This window comes from Clostridium sardiniense (assembly GCF_019753795.1).
GTDB classification, from domain to species: Bacteria; Bacillota; Clostridia; order Clostridiales; family Clostridiaceae; genus Clostridium; species Clostridium sardiniense.
In genome coordinates, this window is record NZ_JAIKTU010000013.1 from 113,363 (window position 1) to 129,012 (window position 15,650).

General features: G+C 28.9%; 14 protein-coding genes, 3 tRNA genes and 2 rRNA genes. 6 read left to right on the forward strand and 13 right to left on the reverse strand.

The annotated features are described in order from the left end of the window. Positions 1–417: 417 nt before the first annotated feature. Positions 418–786 (reverse strand): single-stranded DNA-binding protein, encoded by a 369-nt coding sequence (locus K5V21_RS15260; protein ID WP_221862016.1) that lies wholly within the window; start codon positions 784–786, stop codon positions 418–420. A gap of 144 nt (positions 787–930) precedes the next feature. Between K5V21_RS15260 and galE the strand changes: the two genes are divergently transcribed. Continuing rightward, positions 931–1,917, forward strand: a complete 987-nt coding sequence (gene galE / locus K5V21_RS15265) for a UDP-glucose 4-epimerase GalE (protein WP_221862018.1) — start codon at positions 931–933, stop codon at positions 1,915–1,917. Between the two features lie 48 nt (positions 1,918–1,965). Here galE and K5V21_RS15270 read toward each other — a convergent pair whose 3' ends face one another. Next, on the reverse strand, positions 1,966–2,814 hold the full coding sequence (locus K5V21_RS15270) for a YihY/virulence factor BrkB family protein (protein ID WP_221862019.1): 849 nt from the start codon (positions 2,812–2,814) through the stop codon (positions 1,966–1,968). A gap of 245 nt (positions 2,815–3,059) precedes the next feature. Here K5V21_RS15270 and K5V21_RS15275 point away from each other — a divergent pair, with 245 nt between their 5' ends. Further along, positions 3,060–3,938, forward strand: coding sequence for an aldose 1-epimerase family protein (locus K5V21_RS15275; protein WP_221862020.1), 879 nt, complete (start codon positions 3,060–3,062; stop codon positions 3,936–3,938). A 103-nt stretch (positions 3,939–4,041) separates the two neighbouring features. On the opposite strand, the gene K5V21_RS15280 is transcribed toward K5V21_RS15275, so the two are convergent. The 3 genes from K5V21_RS15280 to K5V21_RS15290 all read right to left on the reverse strand — a co-directional run bounded on the left by K5V21_RS15280 (position 4,042) and on the right by K5V21_RS15290 (position 7,203). Beyond that, the gene (locus K5V21_RS15280) at positions 4,042–6,321 is read right to left on the reverse strand and encodes an ATP-dependent DNA helicase (protein WP_221862022.1); all 2,280 of its coding nucleotides are present in this window, start codon (positions 6,319–6,321) and stop codon (positions 4,042–4,044) included. Between the two features lie 41 nt (positions 6,322–6,362). Further along, positions 6,363–6,509: a YvrJ family protein gene (locus tag K5V21_RS15285; protein WP_221862024.1), complete on the reverse strand. Its 147-nt coding sequence runs from the start codon at positions 6,507–6,509 to the stop codon at positions 6,363–6,365. Between the two features lie 103 nt (positions 6,510–6,612). Continuing rightward, positions 6,613–7,203 carry a DUF1836 domain-containing protein gene (locus tag K5V21_RS15290; protein WP_204594054.1) on the reverse strand — a complete coding sequence of 197 codons (591 nt, stop codon included), beginning with the start codon at positions 7,201–7,203 and terminating at the stop codon, positions 6,613–6,615. A gap of 600 nt (positions 7,204–7,803) precedes the next feature. On the opposite strand from K5V21_RS15290, the gene K5V21_RS15295 reads away from it, so the two are divergent. Beyond that, complete coding sequence (locus K5V21_RS15295; RefSeq protein ID WP_039311870.1) at positions 7,804–8,043, forward strand: AbrB/MazE/SpoVT family DNA-binding domain-containing protein; 240 nt, start codon at positions 7,804–7,806, stop codon at positions 8,041–8,043. A gap of 99 nt (positions 8,044–8,142) precedes the next feature. On the opposite strand, the gene rsmI is transcribed toward K5V21_RS15295, so the two are convergent. From rsmI to K5V21_RS15310, 3 genes are all read right to left on the reverse strand, one after another. Further along, entirely contained in the window at positions 8,143–8,988 is an 846-nt protein-coding gene (gene rsmI, locus K5V21_RS15300) for a 16S rRNA (cytidine(1402)-2'-O)-methyltransferase (RefSeq protein WP_221862026.1), read from the reverse strand. Continuing rightward, positions 8,988–9,749, reverse strand: a complete 762-nt coding sequence (locus tag K5V21_RS15305) for a tRNA1(Val) (adenine(37)-N6)-methyltransferase (protein ID WP_221862028.1) — start codon at positions 9,747–9,749, stop codon at positions 8,988–8,990. The genes rsmI and K5V21_RS15305 overlap by 1 nt, the downstream gene beginning before the upstream one ends. Before the next feature lie 159 nt (positions 9,750–9,908). Continuing rightward, a complete protein-coding gene (locus tag K5V21_RS15310) occupies positions 9,909–11,195 on the reverse strand; it encodes a C40 family peptidase (protein WP_221862030.1) in 1,287 nt (428 codons plus the stop codon). Between the two features lie 507 nt (positions 11,196–11,702). Between K5V21_RS15310 and K5V21_RS15315 the strand changes: the two genes are divergently transcribed. The 3 genes from K5V21_RS15315 to K5V21_RS15325 all read left to right on the forward strand — a co-directional run bounded on the left by K5V21_RS15315 (position 11,703) and on the right by K5V21_RS15325 (position 14,166). Next, positions 11,703–11,778, forward strand: a tRNA-Pro gene (locus K5V21_RS15315). A gap of 282 nt (positions 11,779–12,060) precedes the next feature. Next, the gene (locus K5V21_RS15320; protein ID WP_221862032.1) at positions 12,061–13,410 is read left to right on the forward strand and encodes a [Fe-Fe] hydrogenase large subunit C-terminal domain-containing protein; all 1,350 of its coding nucleotides are present in this window, start codon (positions 12,061–12,063) and stop codon (positions 13,408–13,410) included. A 93-nt stretch (positions 13,411–13,503) separates the two neighbouring features. Beyond that, positions 13,504–14,166 carry an HAD family hydrolase gene (locus K5V21_RS15325; protein WP_221862034.1) on the forward strand — a complete coding sequence of 221 codons (663 nt, stop codon included), beginning with the start codon at positions 13,504–13,506 and terminating at the stop codon, positions 14,164–14,166. A gap of 69 nt (positions 14,167–14,235) precedes the next feature. On the opposite strand, the gene K5V21_RS15330 is transcribed toward K5V21_RS15325, so the two are convergent. The 5 genes from K5V21_RS15330 to K5V21_RS15350 all read right to left on the reverse strand — a co-directional run. After that, positions 14,236–14,979 (reverse strand): peptidylprolyl isomerase, encoded by a 744-nt coding sequence (locus tag K5V21_RS15330; RefSeq protein ID WP_204594060.1) that lies wholly within the window; start codon positions 14,977–14,979, stop codon positions 14,236–14,238. A 237-nt stretch (positions 14,980–15,216) separates the two neighbouring features. Beyond that, a tRNA-Ala gene (locus K5V21_RS15335) sits at positions 15,217–15,292 on the reverse strand. A 5-nt stretch (positions 15,293–15,297) separates the two neighbouring features. After that, positions 15,298–15,373 (reverse strand) — tRNA-Phe (locus K5V21_RS15340). A gap of 6 nt (positions 15,374–15,379) precedes the next feature. Next, positions 15,380–15,496: ribosomal RNA gene (gene rrf / locus K5V21_RS15345) — 5S ribosomal RNA — on the reverse strand. Between the two features lie 54 nt (positions 15,497–15,550). Continuing rightward, positions 15,551–15,650 (reverse strand): 23S ribosomal RNA (locus tag K5V21_RS15350); the annotation flags it as partial.

A 15,650-nucleotide genomic window follows, 5' to 3' on the forward strand; every position in this document is an offset into this window, starting at 1 on the left:
TATATCATAGGTATGTCGTGAAATATGTCAAAGGGTGTTCTTGTAAATATTTTTTTATTGACATGTTTCGTACTTTTCTAGGTGTATATCTATATTTCAACAGTCAAAGTGAGCAATAATTAACTTAAAAATACTTTTCTTGTCGACTATTGTTTAATTTAATTTATAATTATTCTCCATGGAAATTAATTCCTATTTAATGTAAACTTTTACCACCCTTATCATTTGTATTTTTTTGGATATATATGCATAAAAAAAAAGAGCTCCCTAGCTCTTTTTTTCTCTCTCATATCCCCTAAACAACCATAATTGAAACGTGAATACGTTACCATTACCGATATTTTTATTATAACATATAATTCTTTAAAGTTACAATATATTCTAGCATATTTTTTAAAAGTTATAGATTAGTATATACTAATCTATAACTTTATTACACTCTTCATGTATAATATCAGCCTCACTTCTTCTTCTACCAACAAATTTAAAATCTTCTAAAGAAACTTCAGCTATATATTTCTTAGTTCCATCTTTATCTTCATAACTTCCTGTTCTAAGTCTTCCACTTAAACTTATGTAATCACCTTTTCTAAGATACTTACATATTACCTCCGCTTTCTTTCCCCATACAGTTATAGGTATTAAATCTGATTTTCTTGTACCATCTAAAGACTTAAAACTTCTTTCTACTGCAATAATAAATTTCGAATTTACCTTTTCACTACTTTCTAGGTATCTAAGTTCAGGGTCCCTTATTAATTTTCCTAATAATACTATTTTATTCATTCTTATACCTCCTGAGCAATTATACCTAAAAGTATTTCCTTAATTGTAAATATTATTCAAGTTACAGTATTATATTTGTATAATTTTGATGGTATAATTATTATGATGGTAAATTAAGCTATAAATTATAATTGGAGGGATTACATGTCAATATTAGTTTGCGGAGGCGCTGGGTACATTGGAAGCCATATGGTTGCTGAATTATTAGAAAACGGAAATGAAGTTGTTATATTAGACAATCTTGAAAAAGGACATGAAGATGCACTTCTTGGTGGAAAATTATACATTGGTGATTTAAGAGATAGAAAGATACTAGATAAAATATTTAGTGAAAATAATATAGAAGCTGTAATTGATTTTGCTGCTTATTCTTTAGTTGGAGAAAGTATGACTGAACCACTAAAATATTTTAACAATAATGTTTATGGAACTATAAATCTTCTTGAGGCAATGAGAGATTATAATGTAAAACATATAGTATTCTCATCAACAGCTGCTACTTATGGAGAACCTGACGAAATTCCAATATTAGAAGAAAGTAAGACTATACCAACAAATGCTTATGGTGAGTCAAAACTTATTGTTGAAAAAATATTAAATTGGTGCGATCATGCTTATGGAATAAAGTATACTACTCTTAGATACTTTAATGCAGCTGGTGCTCATATAAATGGAAAAATAGGTGAAGATCATTCTCCTGAAACTCATTTAATTCCACTTATCTTAGATGTTGCTTTAGGTAAGCGTGATAAAATAATGATATTCGGTGATGATTATAACACTGAAGATGGAAGTTGTGTAAGAGACTATATACATGTGTCAGACTTAGCTTCTGCTCACTCCCTTGCCCTTGAAAGATTAATGGGTGGTGGAGAAAGTAGAATCTATAATTTAGGAAATGGAACTGGCTTCTCAGTTAAAGAAATGATTGAAATCGCAAGAAAAGTTACTGGACATCCTATACCAGCTGAGGTGGCCCCTCGTAGAGCTGGAGATCCAGCAGTCCTTATCGCTTCAAGTGATAAAGCTGTAGAAGAGCTTCATTGGATGCCTCAATTCAATAGCGTTGAAACAATAATAGAAACCGCTTGGAAATGGCATAAAAATCACCCTAACGGATATTCAAAATAAATTTCTAAATTTAAAACAAGATTCTTAGAGAAGAAAGGGGATATATTTTTAATATATCCCCTTTCTTCTCTCATTATCTAAAACAGAATTTAATTCTACTCCAAACATAAATACAATTGATGTTATAAATAACCAAATCATTAAAACAAATACTGTCCAAATGCTGCCATAAAGTCTAGAGTAATGACTAAAATTATTTACATAGAATGAAAAACCTAATGAAGCTACTAACCATCCAAGAGTTGATATTATAGCTCCTGGTATTGCATTTCTGAATTTAACTTTCCTAGCTGGAGTCACTTTATAAATTGCAGCAAATACAATAATCATCATAACAATTATAATTACGTATCTTAATATATTCCAAATAAAGTTTATCAAGTGCTCAAAAGGCAGCACTGTATTTAAAAAATCACCTACTAGATTACCAAATACAAGCACAACAAGTGTACTAATAATTGTTAATGCTAATGCTATTACACATATAATTCCTATTATAGATCTTTTAATAAAGGATCTATTTTCTTCTATATTATAAGCTTTATTAACACCTTTTGTTACGGCTCTAAATGCAGAAGAAGCAGACCAAATTGTTAATATTACTGATACCCCTAACACTCCTGTATTCTGAGAATTTACAACTTCTTCTATTGTTGTGCTAGTTAACTCAAATACTGCTGTTGGTAATATCCTTTGCAATCCATCCAAAACCTCAATAGAATTTAAATTACTAAATCCTACTAGAGTAATTAGAAAAATTAAAAAAGGAAAGAATGATATTACTAAATAATATGCTAACTGCGATGCTAGAGCAAAAATATCATCTCTCTTAACCTTAACAAATAAATATAAAAATGTGTCTATCATTGACCTGTTATTAGAATTTTTTTTCATCATCTCACCAATACTATTATTTTATTTTTAATGTTTTATTTTATAATATATCACTTATTATTATTTGTAGCAAAATATATTTATTATACTTCTACTATTTTATCTTTTATCTATTTAATATATGTGTTTATTAACGTTTTCTACTATAGTATAATTTATAATATAGTTAAAATTAAGATTATTATACACTCAATTTCCATAATTTAGAATATAAAGTGTGTAATTTAATATGAAAGGGAGTGTTTCATTTGTTGTATACACTTGAAAATGAATCAACTAAAATAACTGCTAGCACTTATGGTGGAGAACTTCACAACTTAATTTCAAAGAAAAATGAAATCGAATTCTTATGGAATGGAGATCCAAAGCATTGGAAATATCATTCTCCAATATTATTTCCTATAGTAGGTAAAGTCAATAACGGTGAATATAGAGCTTGTGGAGCTACATATAACCTTCCTCAGCATGGACTTGCAAGAGTTTCTGATTTTGAAATGATAAATCAAACTAAGGACTCAATAACTTTTGAGTTAAGGTATTCTAATGATACATTAAAGGTATATCCTTATAAATTTTCACTACAAATTAAATATAATCTTATTGAAAGTGGTGTTAAGGTTACTTATATAGTAAAGAATCTAGATGATAAAATAATTTACTTCTCAATTGGAGCACATCCAGCATTTTTATGCCCAATTGAAGAAAATGAAACTATGAATGATTATTATTTTGAATTAAACCAAAAAGAAACAGTTGATACTATGCTTCTTACTAAAGATGGATATTTTAATCATGAAAGAAAAGATTATTTAAATGATGAAAACATAATCCCACTAAGCAAAGAATTATTTGCAGGTGATGCTTTAGTCTTTGATAATCTAAAATCAAATAAGATATCTCTAAAATCAAAGAATCATGGTAAGTCTCTCACTATGGATTTCGAAGGATTCCCATTCATGGGTTTATGGTCTAAAGCAGAAGGAGCTCCATTTGTATGTATAGAACCTTGGTATGGACATGCTGATTATTCTGATTTTACTGGAGAACTTAAAGATAAAGCTGGAATAGAAAAATTAGATGTTAATGATACTTTCCAATGTAGTTATACATTAACTCTATCTGAGTAATATGCCTAGTATGCTATATTCAATCAAGATAAATAAAAAAGTCCTCAAATGGACTTTTTTTGTTTATCTATTTTTTATATCATATTCTTAATACAAATAATCCTTAATTAATATCCCACTCTCTTGGAAGCAAACTTTTATATTTTGATGTTAAGTATCTATCATCTACAAGCAATGCTTTACCTTCATCTTCTTCTGTTCTTATTACTCTTCCAACAGCCTGAAGGACTTTATTTATCCCAGGATATATATATGCATAATCATATCCCTTACCTTCAAAATAATCTTTAATAATTTCTCTCTCTATAGAAATTTGGGGATAACCTACACCTACAACAACAGTACCAATTAACATATCTCCAGGAAGATCTATTCCTTCTGAAAATATTCCACCAAGTACAGCAAATCCAACCATATTATTATTTTCTCTAAATTCAGATATAAACCGCTCTTTATCCTCTTCATTCATTTCTCTTTCTTGAACTAACATTTTATAACCATCAAATTCTTTATTTATATTCTTAATAAACATATCTAAATAGTCGTATGATGGAAAAAATATCAATGAATTTCCTTTTCTCTCTTGTAAGAACTCTCTAATTTTGTCCTCTATATCTTTTATGGTTTTCTCTCTAAACCTAAACCTAGTATTGGCAGGATGCACATTTGCATCAAACTTACTACTATCAAATGGTGATTTTAATCTTAATCTATAAGAATCCTCATTCCCACCAAGTAATTCAATGTAGTAATCAATTGGAGATAATGTCGCCGAAAAAATTACTGTTCCTTTTATTTTATCTGTTATAGCCTTAATTTTATCTGCTGGATTTATACAGAACAAAGTTATACTAACCTCATTATAATCATTTTCAACATAAGTAACATACTCATCTCCATAATATTCACTTACCCCAACAAACTTATTTATATCAAAATATAAATCAAGTAACTCATCATAGTATGGTTCACCCTTAAGCTTAACTAATAATTCTTCGCTTTCACCTATAAATATTCTAAGATATTTATATAATTCTTTAGGTGCTTCTTTTTCATAATAACTATTTTGTTCTCTGCTTTCACATTCTCTTCTAACAGTTACAAAATATGCATTTATTTTATTTACTACATTATATAGATTTGGAACCTTTCCTTTTAATTCTCTCCTCATCTCTAAAAATTTAGATTTATTAAGCGTTGCTGAATACATACTTCTTCCACGATCCACCAAGTTATGTCCCTCATCTATAAGTAATGCAATCTCATCCCCCATATCTTCGACTACTCTTTTAAGTCCAACTCTTCTATCAAAAATATAATTATAATCACAGATTACTCCATCGCACCAATTAATCATATCTAATGATAATTCAAATGGACATATCTCATTTTCTTTAGCTAATTTAAGTATTAATTCCCTATCAATATTTCCACACTCTTTTAGTAAAGAATATATAACATCCTTACTTTTATCATAATAATCAACTGCATACTTACATTCATCAGGATTACAACTTACCTTATCATTTAAACAAACCTTTTGTTTCGCCGTTAGTGTTATACTCCTAAATTTTAATCCTTCTTCTCTAAGTATGTTCAATGTATTTTCTGCCACTTGACTATTTACTGTTTTTGCCGTTAAATAAAAAATCTTTTCTTTTATTCCCTCACCTACAGATTTTATAGAAGGAAATATTGTAGATATTGTTTTCCCTATACCTGTCGGTGCTTGAGCAAAAAGTAATTTTCCATCTCTCATAGTCCCATAAACAGCACGTGCAAGCTTTAGTTGACCTTCTCTATATGATTTAAATGGGAACTGTAATTTCTTTATTGATCTATTTCTATTTTCTCTATGATTAACAGATAAAACTACATATTTCTCATAACCTTGTATTATTTCGTTCAAAAAATCATTTAATTCTTGTATCGTATAATTTCGCCTAAAACTTTTTACTTCATTACTTTCTAATTGATAGTAACTTAATTGTATTTCAATACTATCTAATTTATTTTGAACAGAATATATATATCCATATACTTTAGCTTGAGCCCAATGCAGTTCATTAGAATCATCTATTTCTAATAATGGTCTATATGTAGATTTTATTTCTTCTATTATTACTTTTGATTCTTCGTATATTATCCCATCAGCTCTTCCATCAATTTTCAAAATAAAATCTTCAAGTTCAAATTCATTACTTAAATAAACTTCTCTTTCATACTTATCAAATATTTCCTCATTACTTTTTTGAAGCTTTTGGTGTGCTCTTATTCCTTCAACAGCTCTTTTCGATGTAGAAAATCTACTATCAATACTTCCACTCTTAAGTATAAATTCTACAAGACCTCTTACAGACTCTCTTATAACTTCTTTATTCATAGCATTTTCCTCTCAAATTTAACCTTGATTATAATTATATCTTACTTTTCAAGTTTACTCATAACATTAGATAAATTATTTATGCTATTAGTTAGTGTTTCAAGCTTTCCCTCTATTCTTATAAGCAAATATAATGAAATAGCAATAGGAAAACCTACATTACTAGCCACTTCAATAAAACTTTCCATATTATAATCCCCCCTTATAAATTATAAATATGCAACTTTATAACTTTACAAGAAAAATATTTAAAATATAAAAAAGATGATGTACTAGCATCATCTCTATAATTTAATCTTCGTGATATTCATTTACTATCTTTTGTACCAACTTTTTGATTACACTTGCTTGAGCTATTAAAGATAGTACTAATAAGAAAGTTCTAATTCTTTCTTCTTCATTACCATTTAATTTTAATTGTTTAACTATTTCATCTAGTCTTTCTTCTGTATCTACAGATGTTGATAAAAATGAATCTAAGCTTTCTTTCTGAGTTTCTGCAAACATTTTATATGCTGTTTCCCATGATATGATATCATCAGTTCTATCATTAATTTCATTAAATGCTAAGCTAAATACTTTCTTTATTTCTTCCGTAGTAAGTATAGGTCTCATATAACTAAGTAGCACTAATTGAACTAAATGTATTTTAGTATATCCTCTTTTTTTGCCATCTTCAGGCTTTGTTATGACTTCACTCTTAATATAATTTTGAACTATATTATTAGTATATTTATCATCAGCAAATTTATCATTTAAATAATCAATAACCTGAGATAAAAATAAATCATATTTTGGCAAATCATCATAAGAAATCATACTTCCTTTAGACATTTCTTCAGCAAGTTCATTAATATAATCTGCATTAATTTTGTTACTCATCGATCTTCACCTTTACCTCCATATAAGTCTTAATATTATTATATAGTATAGATAAACTTATTACAAGTTACTTTTACCATTATTATATTTTATTCTTTCCCTATTAAATATATTTAAACATATATTTACACATATTTTTCTTGCAAACATCATTTAATTAAATGATTTTATGATATTTAGAAATTCCTTTAGTATGCATATATTCAATTTATATTATTTTTCAACAAATTTTTATATTTTCGGACTTTTATTTCAATATTTTTTATCTATTAATTCTATATGATTCAAAAGTTTTTCACCTTTTTTACAAATATTTTCGCATTTTATTAATATTTTTTCCTTTTAACCCTTGTAAACAAGCCATTTTTAGTTTTATAATAGTTGGGTACCAAAATTTAATTTGTAAACTATTGACATTTCTAGAATTTGGTAGTATATTAATTATTGTAGTATTTAATAGTAAATTTTGTAGTTTAATAAAACTTAATATTTTTACTGTTGACTTTAAATTACAATTTTGGTAAGATAACATAGTAAATTGTCGAATATTTATGAATTTTGCAATTTATGATTAATGTATAATTTGAGGAGGAAACTTTTATGAAATCAACAGGTGTAGTTAGAAGAGTAGATGAACTAGGAAGAATAGTTATTCCAATAGAGTTAAGAAGAACTCTAGATATAGCAGAAAAAGATGCTTTAGAAATATATGTAGATGGTGAGCAAATCATCCTTAAGAAGTATGAGCCAGCTTGTATATTCTGTGGAGATGCTAGAGATGTTGTTAACTATAAAGGAAAGAACATCTGCAAGAACTGTTTAGCTGAATTAAAGAGATAGTATTACTTAAAATACAGATATATTCCCCTAAAATATATTTGTATTTTTTAATAATAAAGTCACTGAGACGGACTCAGTGACTTTTTATTATATTACAATTTATATATTTGTAGAATATTTATATATTTCGTTTTTAGCTACTTTCCTATCCTTTGCAACTTTTTTTATTGCATCCTTTTTACTAAAACCTTCTTCTATATATTTAACTATATGTTCTTCTATAGAAAGTTCTTCAAATTCAGCTCTTTTTTCTTTTTCTATTTCTTCTTCACTTAATCCATCAAGTACAAGAACAAACTCTCCTCTTGGTGAATTATTATTGAAATGTTCTATTACTTCTGATAAACTTCCTCTAACTATTTCCTCATGTAGTTTTGTAAGTTCTCTACATGCTGCAATATTTCTATCCCCAAAATTATTTAATAGAAAATCTAATGTACTTAGTAATCTATGAGGTGCCTCATAAAATATTAAAGTTTCTTTTCTATCTTTTAATTCTTCAACTATAATCTTTCTTGATTTAGTATCTCTTGGAATAAATCCTTTAAACATGAATGCTGAACTATCCAATCCTGAATATATTAATGCAGTTGCAAAAGCTGTAGCCCCTGGAAGAACTTCAAATTCTAAGCCTTCTTCAATACATTTTTTTACTATAACACTTCCTGGATCTGAAATTCCTGGCATACCAGCATCACTTACTAATGCAATTTGCTCTCCACTTTTTAATCTATCTAATATTTCATCACTTTTACCTTGCTCATTATGCATATGGTAACTTATTAATGTTTTTTTCAAATTAAAATGATTTAGTAATTTTATTGTTTGCCTTGTATCTTCTGCTGCAACAACATCTGCATTTTCTAAAACTTCTAGCGCTCTTAACGTTATATCTTTTAAATTTCCTATTGGAGTAGGAACTAAATATAATTTTCCATCACTCATTATTTGTTATTCTCTCCTCTACCATAGATTCTATTTATTTCATCTGAATAATTTCCATCTTCATTATATACATATATTGGAGCATCCCATTTTAAGAATGATCCCCCGTCTCTTTGACCTTCAACTAATACTATATTAGGAGCTTTATTCTTATTTGGGTGTACCATTCTTATTCTTTTTGGCTCTATTTTATATTTTCTCATTAAAGTAATTATATCTGCCAGTCTTTCAGGCCTATGAACCATAAATAATCTTCCATTATCCTTTAATAGAATTCTTGATGCCTCTATTACATTTTCTAAATTACATAATACTTCATGTCTAGCAATAGATAATTTGTCTGAAGGATTTACTATTCCAGCATTGTTTAATTTATATGGAGGATTAACAGTTATGACATCAGCTTTTTCTACTGTTTTTAAAAAATCTATGTCTTTTAAATCTCTATGTATAAATTCAATATTATAAGTTTCATTTAGATTTACACTTCTATTTGCCATTTCAACCATATCTTCTTGTACTTCTATTCCTTTTATACTACTTGGATTGTACTTTCCATATAATAAAAATGGTATTATTCCTGTTCCAGTACAGAGATCAATAACTTTATGTTTCTTTTTTACATTTGCAAAATCTGATAATAAAACTGCATCTACACCAAATTTAAAACCATCTGTTTTTTGTATAAGCATTAAACCATTTAATTGTAAGTCATCAATATTCTCGTTATCTTTTATTTCAACACTATTATTTATTGCCATATTTACTCATCCTTCTAAATTTAAATTTCTTTTTTAATTATACATTATTAAAATTTACTTCACAACTTCGGTAATACTATTCATTTTACAGCATATAATATTTGTATAATAACAAAAGACCTTAGAAAATTCTAAGGTCTCCTTAATGTATAAAATACTCTAATTTAATATTCTTCTTGCTCCGTAGAAGCTCCATATTGGTGATACTTTAACTACATCTCCTGTACGAGGTGCATGAATAATATTACCATTACCTACATATATTCCAACGTGTCCTGCATGTGGGAATACTAAATCTCCTGGCTTAAGTTCTGCTCTTGATACAGCTCTTCCAGCTCCGATTTGATCATATGTTGTTCTGCCAATATATATTCCTGTTGCCTTGCTATAAACATAGCTTGTAAAACCTGAACAGTCAAATGTGCTTGGTCCTGTTGCACCATAAACATATGGTTTTCCTAATTGTGCATAAGCCATATTTAATACAGCTTGTACACTACCTGATTGAGTACTGCCACCGTTTGATGATGATCCACCACCATTATTTGATGATCCAGCACTTGCTGATCCACCTCTATTTGGGGCACTTTGTGAAGCCTGTGCTGCTTGTGCTGCAGCTTGCTTTTGTGAAATTGCATTTTGTCCTTTTGTTATAGCTGCATCGATTTCTTCAATTACAGTTGGACTCTTTATTTGATTATTTTTAATATCTTTTAATTGTGATACTGCACCTTTTAAATCATCAATTGAACTATTTGAGTTATTTATAACATCTAATTGTCCTGATATTATTTGTCTTTCCATCTTTGAAAGATACTTAGCATCAAATTCTTTTTGAGCTGCTTTAGCATCAGATGCTAATTTTTCTTGATCACTCTTTAATTTTTCGAATTTACCTAATTCTTGTTGAGTCTCAGTGTTTAATTGCTCAAGTTTCTTACTCTTATCTTGAAGAGATGTAATTTTACTATCTAAGCTCTTTTGATTTGCAAGTAGCTCATCTACAACACTCTTATCAAGTTCTACTAATCTATTTGCAGAATCTAATCTACCTATTAGATCTGAGAAACTATCAGCTCCAAAGATTAATGAAAGGTAACTAGTTTGTCCACCTGACTTATAAAGTTCTCTAAGTCTTCCTCCAAGAACTTCTTCTTGACTTTTCATCTTCTCTTTAGTTTGTTCCATTTCTTTCTGAGTAGTATCCATTTCTTTCTTAGTGTTAGAAATTTCAACTTTATTATTTTGCACTTTTTGTACTAGTGGTTCTATTTTAACGTTTAAATCATCTATTTTATGTTGTATGTCTGATATTTTTGCACCTAATTCTGTGTATTCATCCCTTACTTGATTTACCTCAGTGTTAGTTGGAGTAGCGTATGCTGGTACAGCAGAACTTACAACTAACATGCCTGCAATAATTGCAGCAACAATCTTCTTTCTCATGAGTATATCGGTTCTTTATGAACCTACCCCCCTTTCAAATTCTGTGTTTCTTACTAGAAATACATCTAATATTATATCATCACATCTTTAATGGTACAACCTTAATTATTACATATTCCTTAAAGTCAACTATTTTTTTAAAACAATTTTGTAAATATATATTACAATTGATATTGTTTACATTAACTTGTGTCAATTATAATACAACTTTTCCCAAATATAATTGTTTTTATAAGATGCTTCAACTAAGCCCTGTTAGTAATTATATATCTCTAGATAACTTTACCATTATTTATTATAACTTATAACTTCTTACCTTAATAAATAAGAAGTAAAATTATTTAAACCCTGTTTATTCAATATAAATTTTCTCTCGATTAACACCTTGTTATAGATATTATATTTTTATAATATCACAAACATTACAAAATTGTAATGTTTTTTTAAATAAAAAGTAAACAAAGTTGACAATTGTACTATTTTTGCATATAATATAACATGTCGTAACGGGGTGTGGCGCAGATGGTAGCGCGCATGGTTTGGGACCATGAGGTCGCAGGTTCGAGACCTGTCACCCCGACCACAAAAAGACTATGAGCTAACTCATAGTCTTTTTTTATTTCTATATTTATTCTATTTATATTTATAAATTTTCTTTTTCATCATATCTTTCAGTATATTCCCTATCTGAGCTTGCAGCCTTACATAAAGCTAAAGTTACTATAACAACTAAAACATATCCCAAACCAAACCACATCATACCTTATTTCCTCTCTTTATAATATTTCAGCATTATAAGTATTATTATTGTCAAAAATATAAATAATATAAACATATTGAGTGAAAGTTTTTAGGAGTGAAATTTATGCATAAAAAATACAATGATATATTAACTAAACTTATTTCTTCTTATTATAATAATACATTTGATGAAGAAATCAATAATATTATTAAATCTGAAGAATATTCTGAAGAAGAAATCAAATCAATAATCTCATCCTTATGTGGTGTCTCTGTTAAATCAGATGGTGATTATATTTATAATCTAAAGAAAGCTATTACAGATTATTCTGTTAAAAACAAGCTCGTTGAGAAAATCTCAAAATGTAGTTCTTCTTGCCATACAGGTAATGATGGAAAAACAGCTTGCCAAAGATCATGTCCTTTTGATGCAATTCTAAAAGATCCAATTTCAAGTAATACATATATTAATACTGACCTATGTACTGATTGTGGAGTATGCGTTACTACTTGTCATGACGGAAGATATCTTGACAAAATAGAACTTATACCGCTGTTAGATTTACTTAAAAATAATACTAAAGTTATTGCAGCCGTTGCCCCTGCTATAATTGGTCAATTTGGAGACACTATTACTATGGATCAACTAAGAACAGCTTTCATAAAAATGGGATTTACAGATATGATAGAAGTCGCTTTTGCTGCTGATATGCTCACAATAAAAGAAGCTTTTGAATTCAATCATCATGTAAAGAGTACAGATGATCTATTAATTACTTCTTGCTGCTGCCCAATGTGGATTGGAATGATTAAGGGTGTATATAATGATTTAGTCAAGCATGTCACACCTTCAGTATCGCCGATGATTGCTGCTGCAAGAGTAATCAAAACATTGAATGAAGACGTTAAAGTGGTATTCATAGGACCTTGCATAGCGAAAAAAGCTGAAGCAAGAGAAAAAGACTTGATTGGTGATGTAGACTTAGTTCTTACATTTGAAGAGTTGCAAGGTTTATTTAATACTCTTAATATTAAACCAGCTTCACTACCAGAAACAATTTCAGGTGAGTATACTTCTAGAGGCGGTAGAATATATGCACGAGCAAACGGAGTAACAACCGCTATTTCTGAAGCTGTATCTGAATTGTTCCCTGAAAAATCCAACTTATTTATAGGTAAAAATGCTAGTGGAGTAAAAGAGTGCAAAGCATTATTAAATGAAGTCATCGGTTCTTCATGCGATTATAATTTCATAGAAGGTATGGGGTGTGTTGGAGGATGCGTTGGTGGACCTAAACGTATAATTGCAGTTGAGGAAGGAACAAAATCGGTTACAGACTTTGCATATTCATCACCAATAAAAATAGCTACACATAGTGATATATTGGTGGATTTATTTAAAAGACTTGGAATCGAAAATTTTGAAGACTTGCTTGATGCAGAAAAAACTAAGATTTTTCATAGAACTTTTTAGAAAACATAGCATATAACTAAATATACTTGTATAATTACTGTAGGATAAAACTCTATTCTACAGTTTATTTTTAGCTTTAAAAGGGGGCAGAATATGTTTAATAACGTAAAAGCAGCAATCTTTGATTTAGATGGAACTTTAATTGATTCTATGTGGGTTTGGGAGCAAATAGATATGGATTATCTTGGTGAAAAAAATATAGAAGTTCCGGAAAATTTAAATGATGAAATTGGCCATTTAAGTTTTAATCAAGTTGCTGTATATTTTAAGGAAAGATTCAAATTAGAAGATTCCTTAGACGAAATAAAGAAATCATGGAGTGATATGGCTTATTATCACTATTCAACAGATATAAAATTAAAAAATGGTGTAATAGAATTTTTTAATTTCTTAAAAAAATCAAATATTAAAATAGGATTGGCTACTAGCAATTCTCTTCATCTTTTAGAAGCCGTTTTAAAAAATAATGGAATATATAATTATTTTGATTCAATAACTATTACAGATGAAGTATCAGTTGGGAAACATGAGCCTGATGTATATCTTCTAGCATCAAAAAAATTAGGAGTATGTCCTGAAGAATGTGTTGTGTTCGAAGATATTATCCAAGCTGTTAAGGGGGCAAAGAAGGCTGGAATGAAAGTTATAGGTGTGGAAGATATTAGAAGCTTAAATGATAAAAATGATATCCTTTCATTAGCTGATAATTTCATTACTGATTTTCGTGAAATAATACCTCAAGAAATAGTAGTTTAATTGATATAGTTTTATATATAACAAAAAGGTAATTTTCTAATGAAAATTACCTTTTTAAATTAATTGATATTACTTTCTAGTAACTCCGTATTTAGCTTCTAATTCTTTTAATACATCTAAGTATTTTCTTTGTTGTCTTTCTTGGATTAATTGTTGAACAACTGCATCTTTCACTTCTTCAAATGATTTTGTCTTTGGCTCATTTTTAGCATCAACTAAAATTAAGTGATATCCAAATTGAGTCTTAACTGGTTCTGTAACTTTTCCGATTTCTGCTTCAAATGCAGCATTTTCGAATTCTGGAACCATCATTCCTCTACCAAATGCTCCAAGGTTTCCGCCTTGTTCCTTTGATGGACAGCTTGAATATTTCATAGCTGCTTCTTCAAAGCTTATTCCATTATCTATTTCTTCTTTTATCTTAACAGCATCATCTTCATTTTCAACTAATATATGCTTAGCTGAAACAGTAGCTTGTTCTTCAAATTGTTCCTTATGAGCATCGTAGTATTCTTTAGCTTCTTCATCAGTAACTGTTACATCTGCTAATATTTTTCCAATAGTCATTTGAGTTAATATTTCTTTAGCTAAACGATTAACTGTTTCTTTGTATTCTTCAGTTTCATTTAATTTTAACTCTTCACCTAATTTGCTCATTAATTCAAAAGAAATAACTTGTTCTAATAATTGTTTCTTACCTTGCTCACTTTCGAACATCATTCTTCTATCTTCTGGGTACTTTGATATTATTTCATTTAATTCTTTTTCAGTTATTTCTTGTGAACCAACTGTTGCTAATACTTTATTTTCCATTTTAAAATCTCCTTTTCTACTTCTACTGTAATTTATTCTACCATCTAATTCTATCAATATATATATAATTTAACAATCTAAATAGCATAACTTAAACATTTATTGTAAAATTTTTATTCATTCATTAATTTTGTCCACAGTTTCTATATCTTTTGTGGATATTATCCACAATTCATGTTGTGTTCTGTGCATAATTTAAAAAATTCTTTTATATTACTACTAATACTTTTTTTTATTTGGTGGAGATAAAGAGATTCGAACTCTTGACCCCCTGCGTGCAAGGCAGGTGCTCTCCCAACTGAGCTATACCCCCATATATGGTGGCTCGAGTAGGAATCGAACCTACGACACGCGGATCTTCAATCCGCTGCTCTACCAACTGAGCTATCGAGCCACACTTACCTGGCAACGTCCTACTCTCCCACACAGTCTCCCGTGCAGTACCATCGGCGCTATAGAGCTTAACTTTCCTGTTCGGAATGGGAAGGAGTGTTTCCTCTATGCCATCATCACCAGATTTCAGATTATTCTCTGAAAATTGCACATGAATTTTTGTTGATCATCTTTTTTATTGGTCAAGCCCTCGACCTATTAGTATCAGTCAGCTGAACATATTGCTATGCTTACACCTCTGACCTATCAACCTTGTGTTCTTCAAGGGGTCTTACTAG

What these genes read in the sequence shown, in the direction of transcription:
- K5V21_RS15320 (WP_221862032.1), top strand. Translation starts at nt 12,061, where the DNA reads ATGCATAAAAAATACAATGATATATTAACTAAACTTATTTCTTCTTAT.
- K5V21_RS15280 (WP_221862022.1), bottom strand. Translation starts at nt 6,321, where the DNA reads ATGAATAAAGAAGTTATAAGAGAGTCTGTAAGAGGTCTTGTAGAATTT.
- K5V21_RS15305 (WP_221862028.1), bottom strand. Translation starts at nt 9,749, where the DNA reads ATGGCAATAAATAATAGTGTTGAAATAAAAGATAACGAGAATATTGAT.
- K5V21_RS15290 (WP_204594054.1), bottom strand. Translation starts at nt 7,203, where the DNA reads ATGAGTAACAAAATTAATGCAGATTATATTAATGAACTTGCTGAAGAA.
- rsmI (WP_221862026.1), bottom strand. Translation starts at nt 8,988, where the DNA reads ATGAGTGATGGAAAATTATATTTAGTTCCTACTCCAATAGGAAATTTA.
- K5V21_RS15260 (WP_221862016.1), bottom strand. Translation starts at nt 786, where the DNA reads ATGAATAAAATAGTATTATTAGGAAAATTAATAAGGGACCCTGAACTT.
- K5V21_RS15310 (WP_221862030.1), bottom strand. Translation starts at nt 11,195, where the DNA reads ATGAGAAAGAAGATTGTTGCTGCAATTATTGCAGGCATGTTAGTTGTA.
- K5V21_RS15325 (WP_221862034.1), top strand. Translation starts at nt 13,504, where the DNA reads ATGTTTAATAACGTAAAAGCAGCAATCTTTGATTTAGATGGAACTTTA.
- K5V21_RS15285 (WP_221862024.1), bottom strand. Translation starts at nt 6,509, where the DNA reads ATGGAAAGTTTTATTGAAGTGGCTAGTAATGTAGGTTTTCCTATTGCT.
- K5V21_RS15270 (WP_221862019.1), bottom strand. Translation starts at nt 2,814, where the DNA reads ATGATGAAAAAAAATTCTAATAACAGGTCAATGATAGACACATTTTTA.
- K5V21_RS15295 (WP_039311870.1), top strand. Translation starts at nt 7,804, where the DNA reads ATGAAATCAACAGGTGTAGTTAGAAGAGTAGATGAACTAGGAAGAATA.
- K5V21_RS15330 (WP_204594060.1), bottom strand. Translation starts at nt 14,979, where the DNA reads ATGGAAAATAAAGTATTAGCAACAGTTGGTTCACAAGAAATAACTGAA.
- galE (WP_221862018.1), top strand. Translation starts at nt 931, where the DNA reads ATGTCAATATTAGTTTGCGGAGGCGCTGGGTACATTGGAAGCCATATG.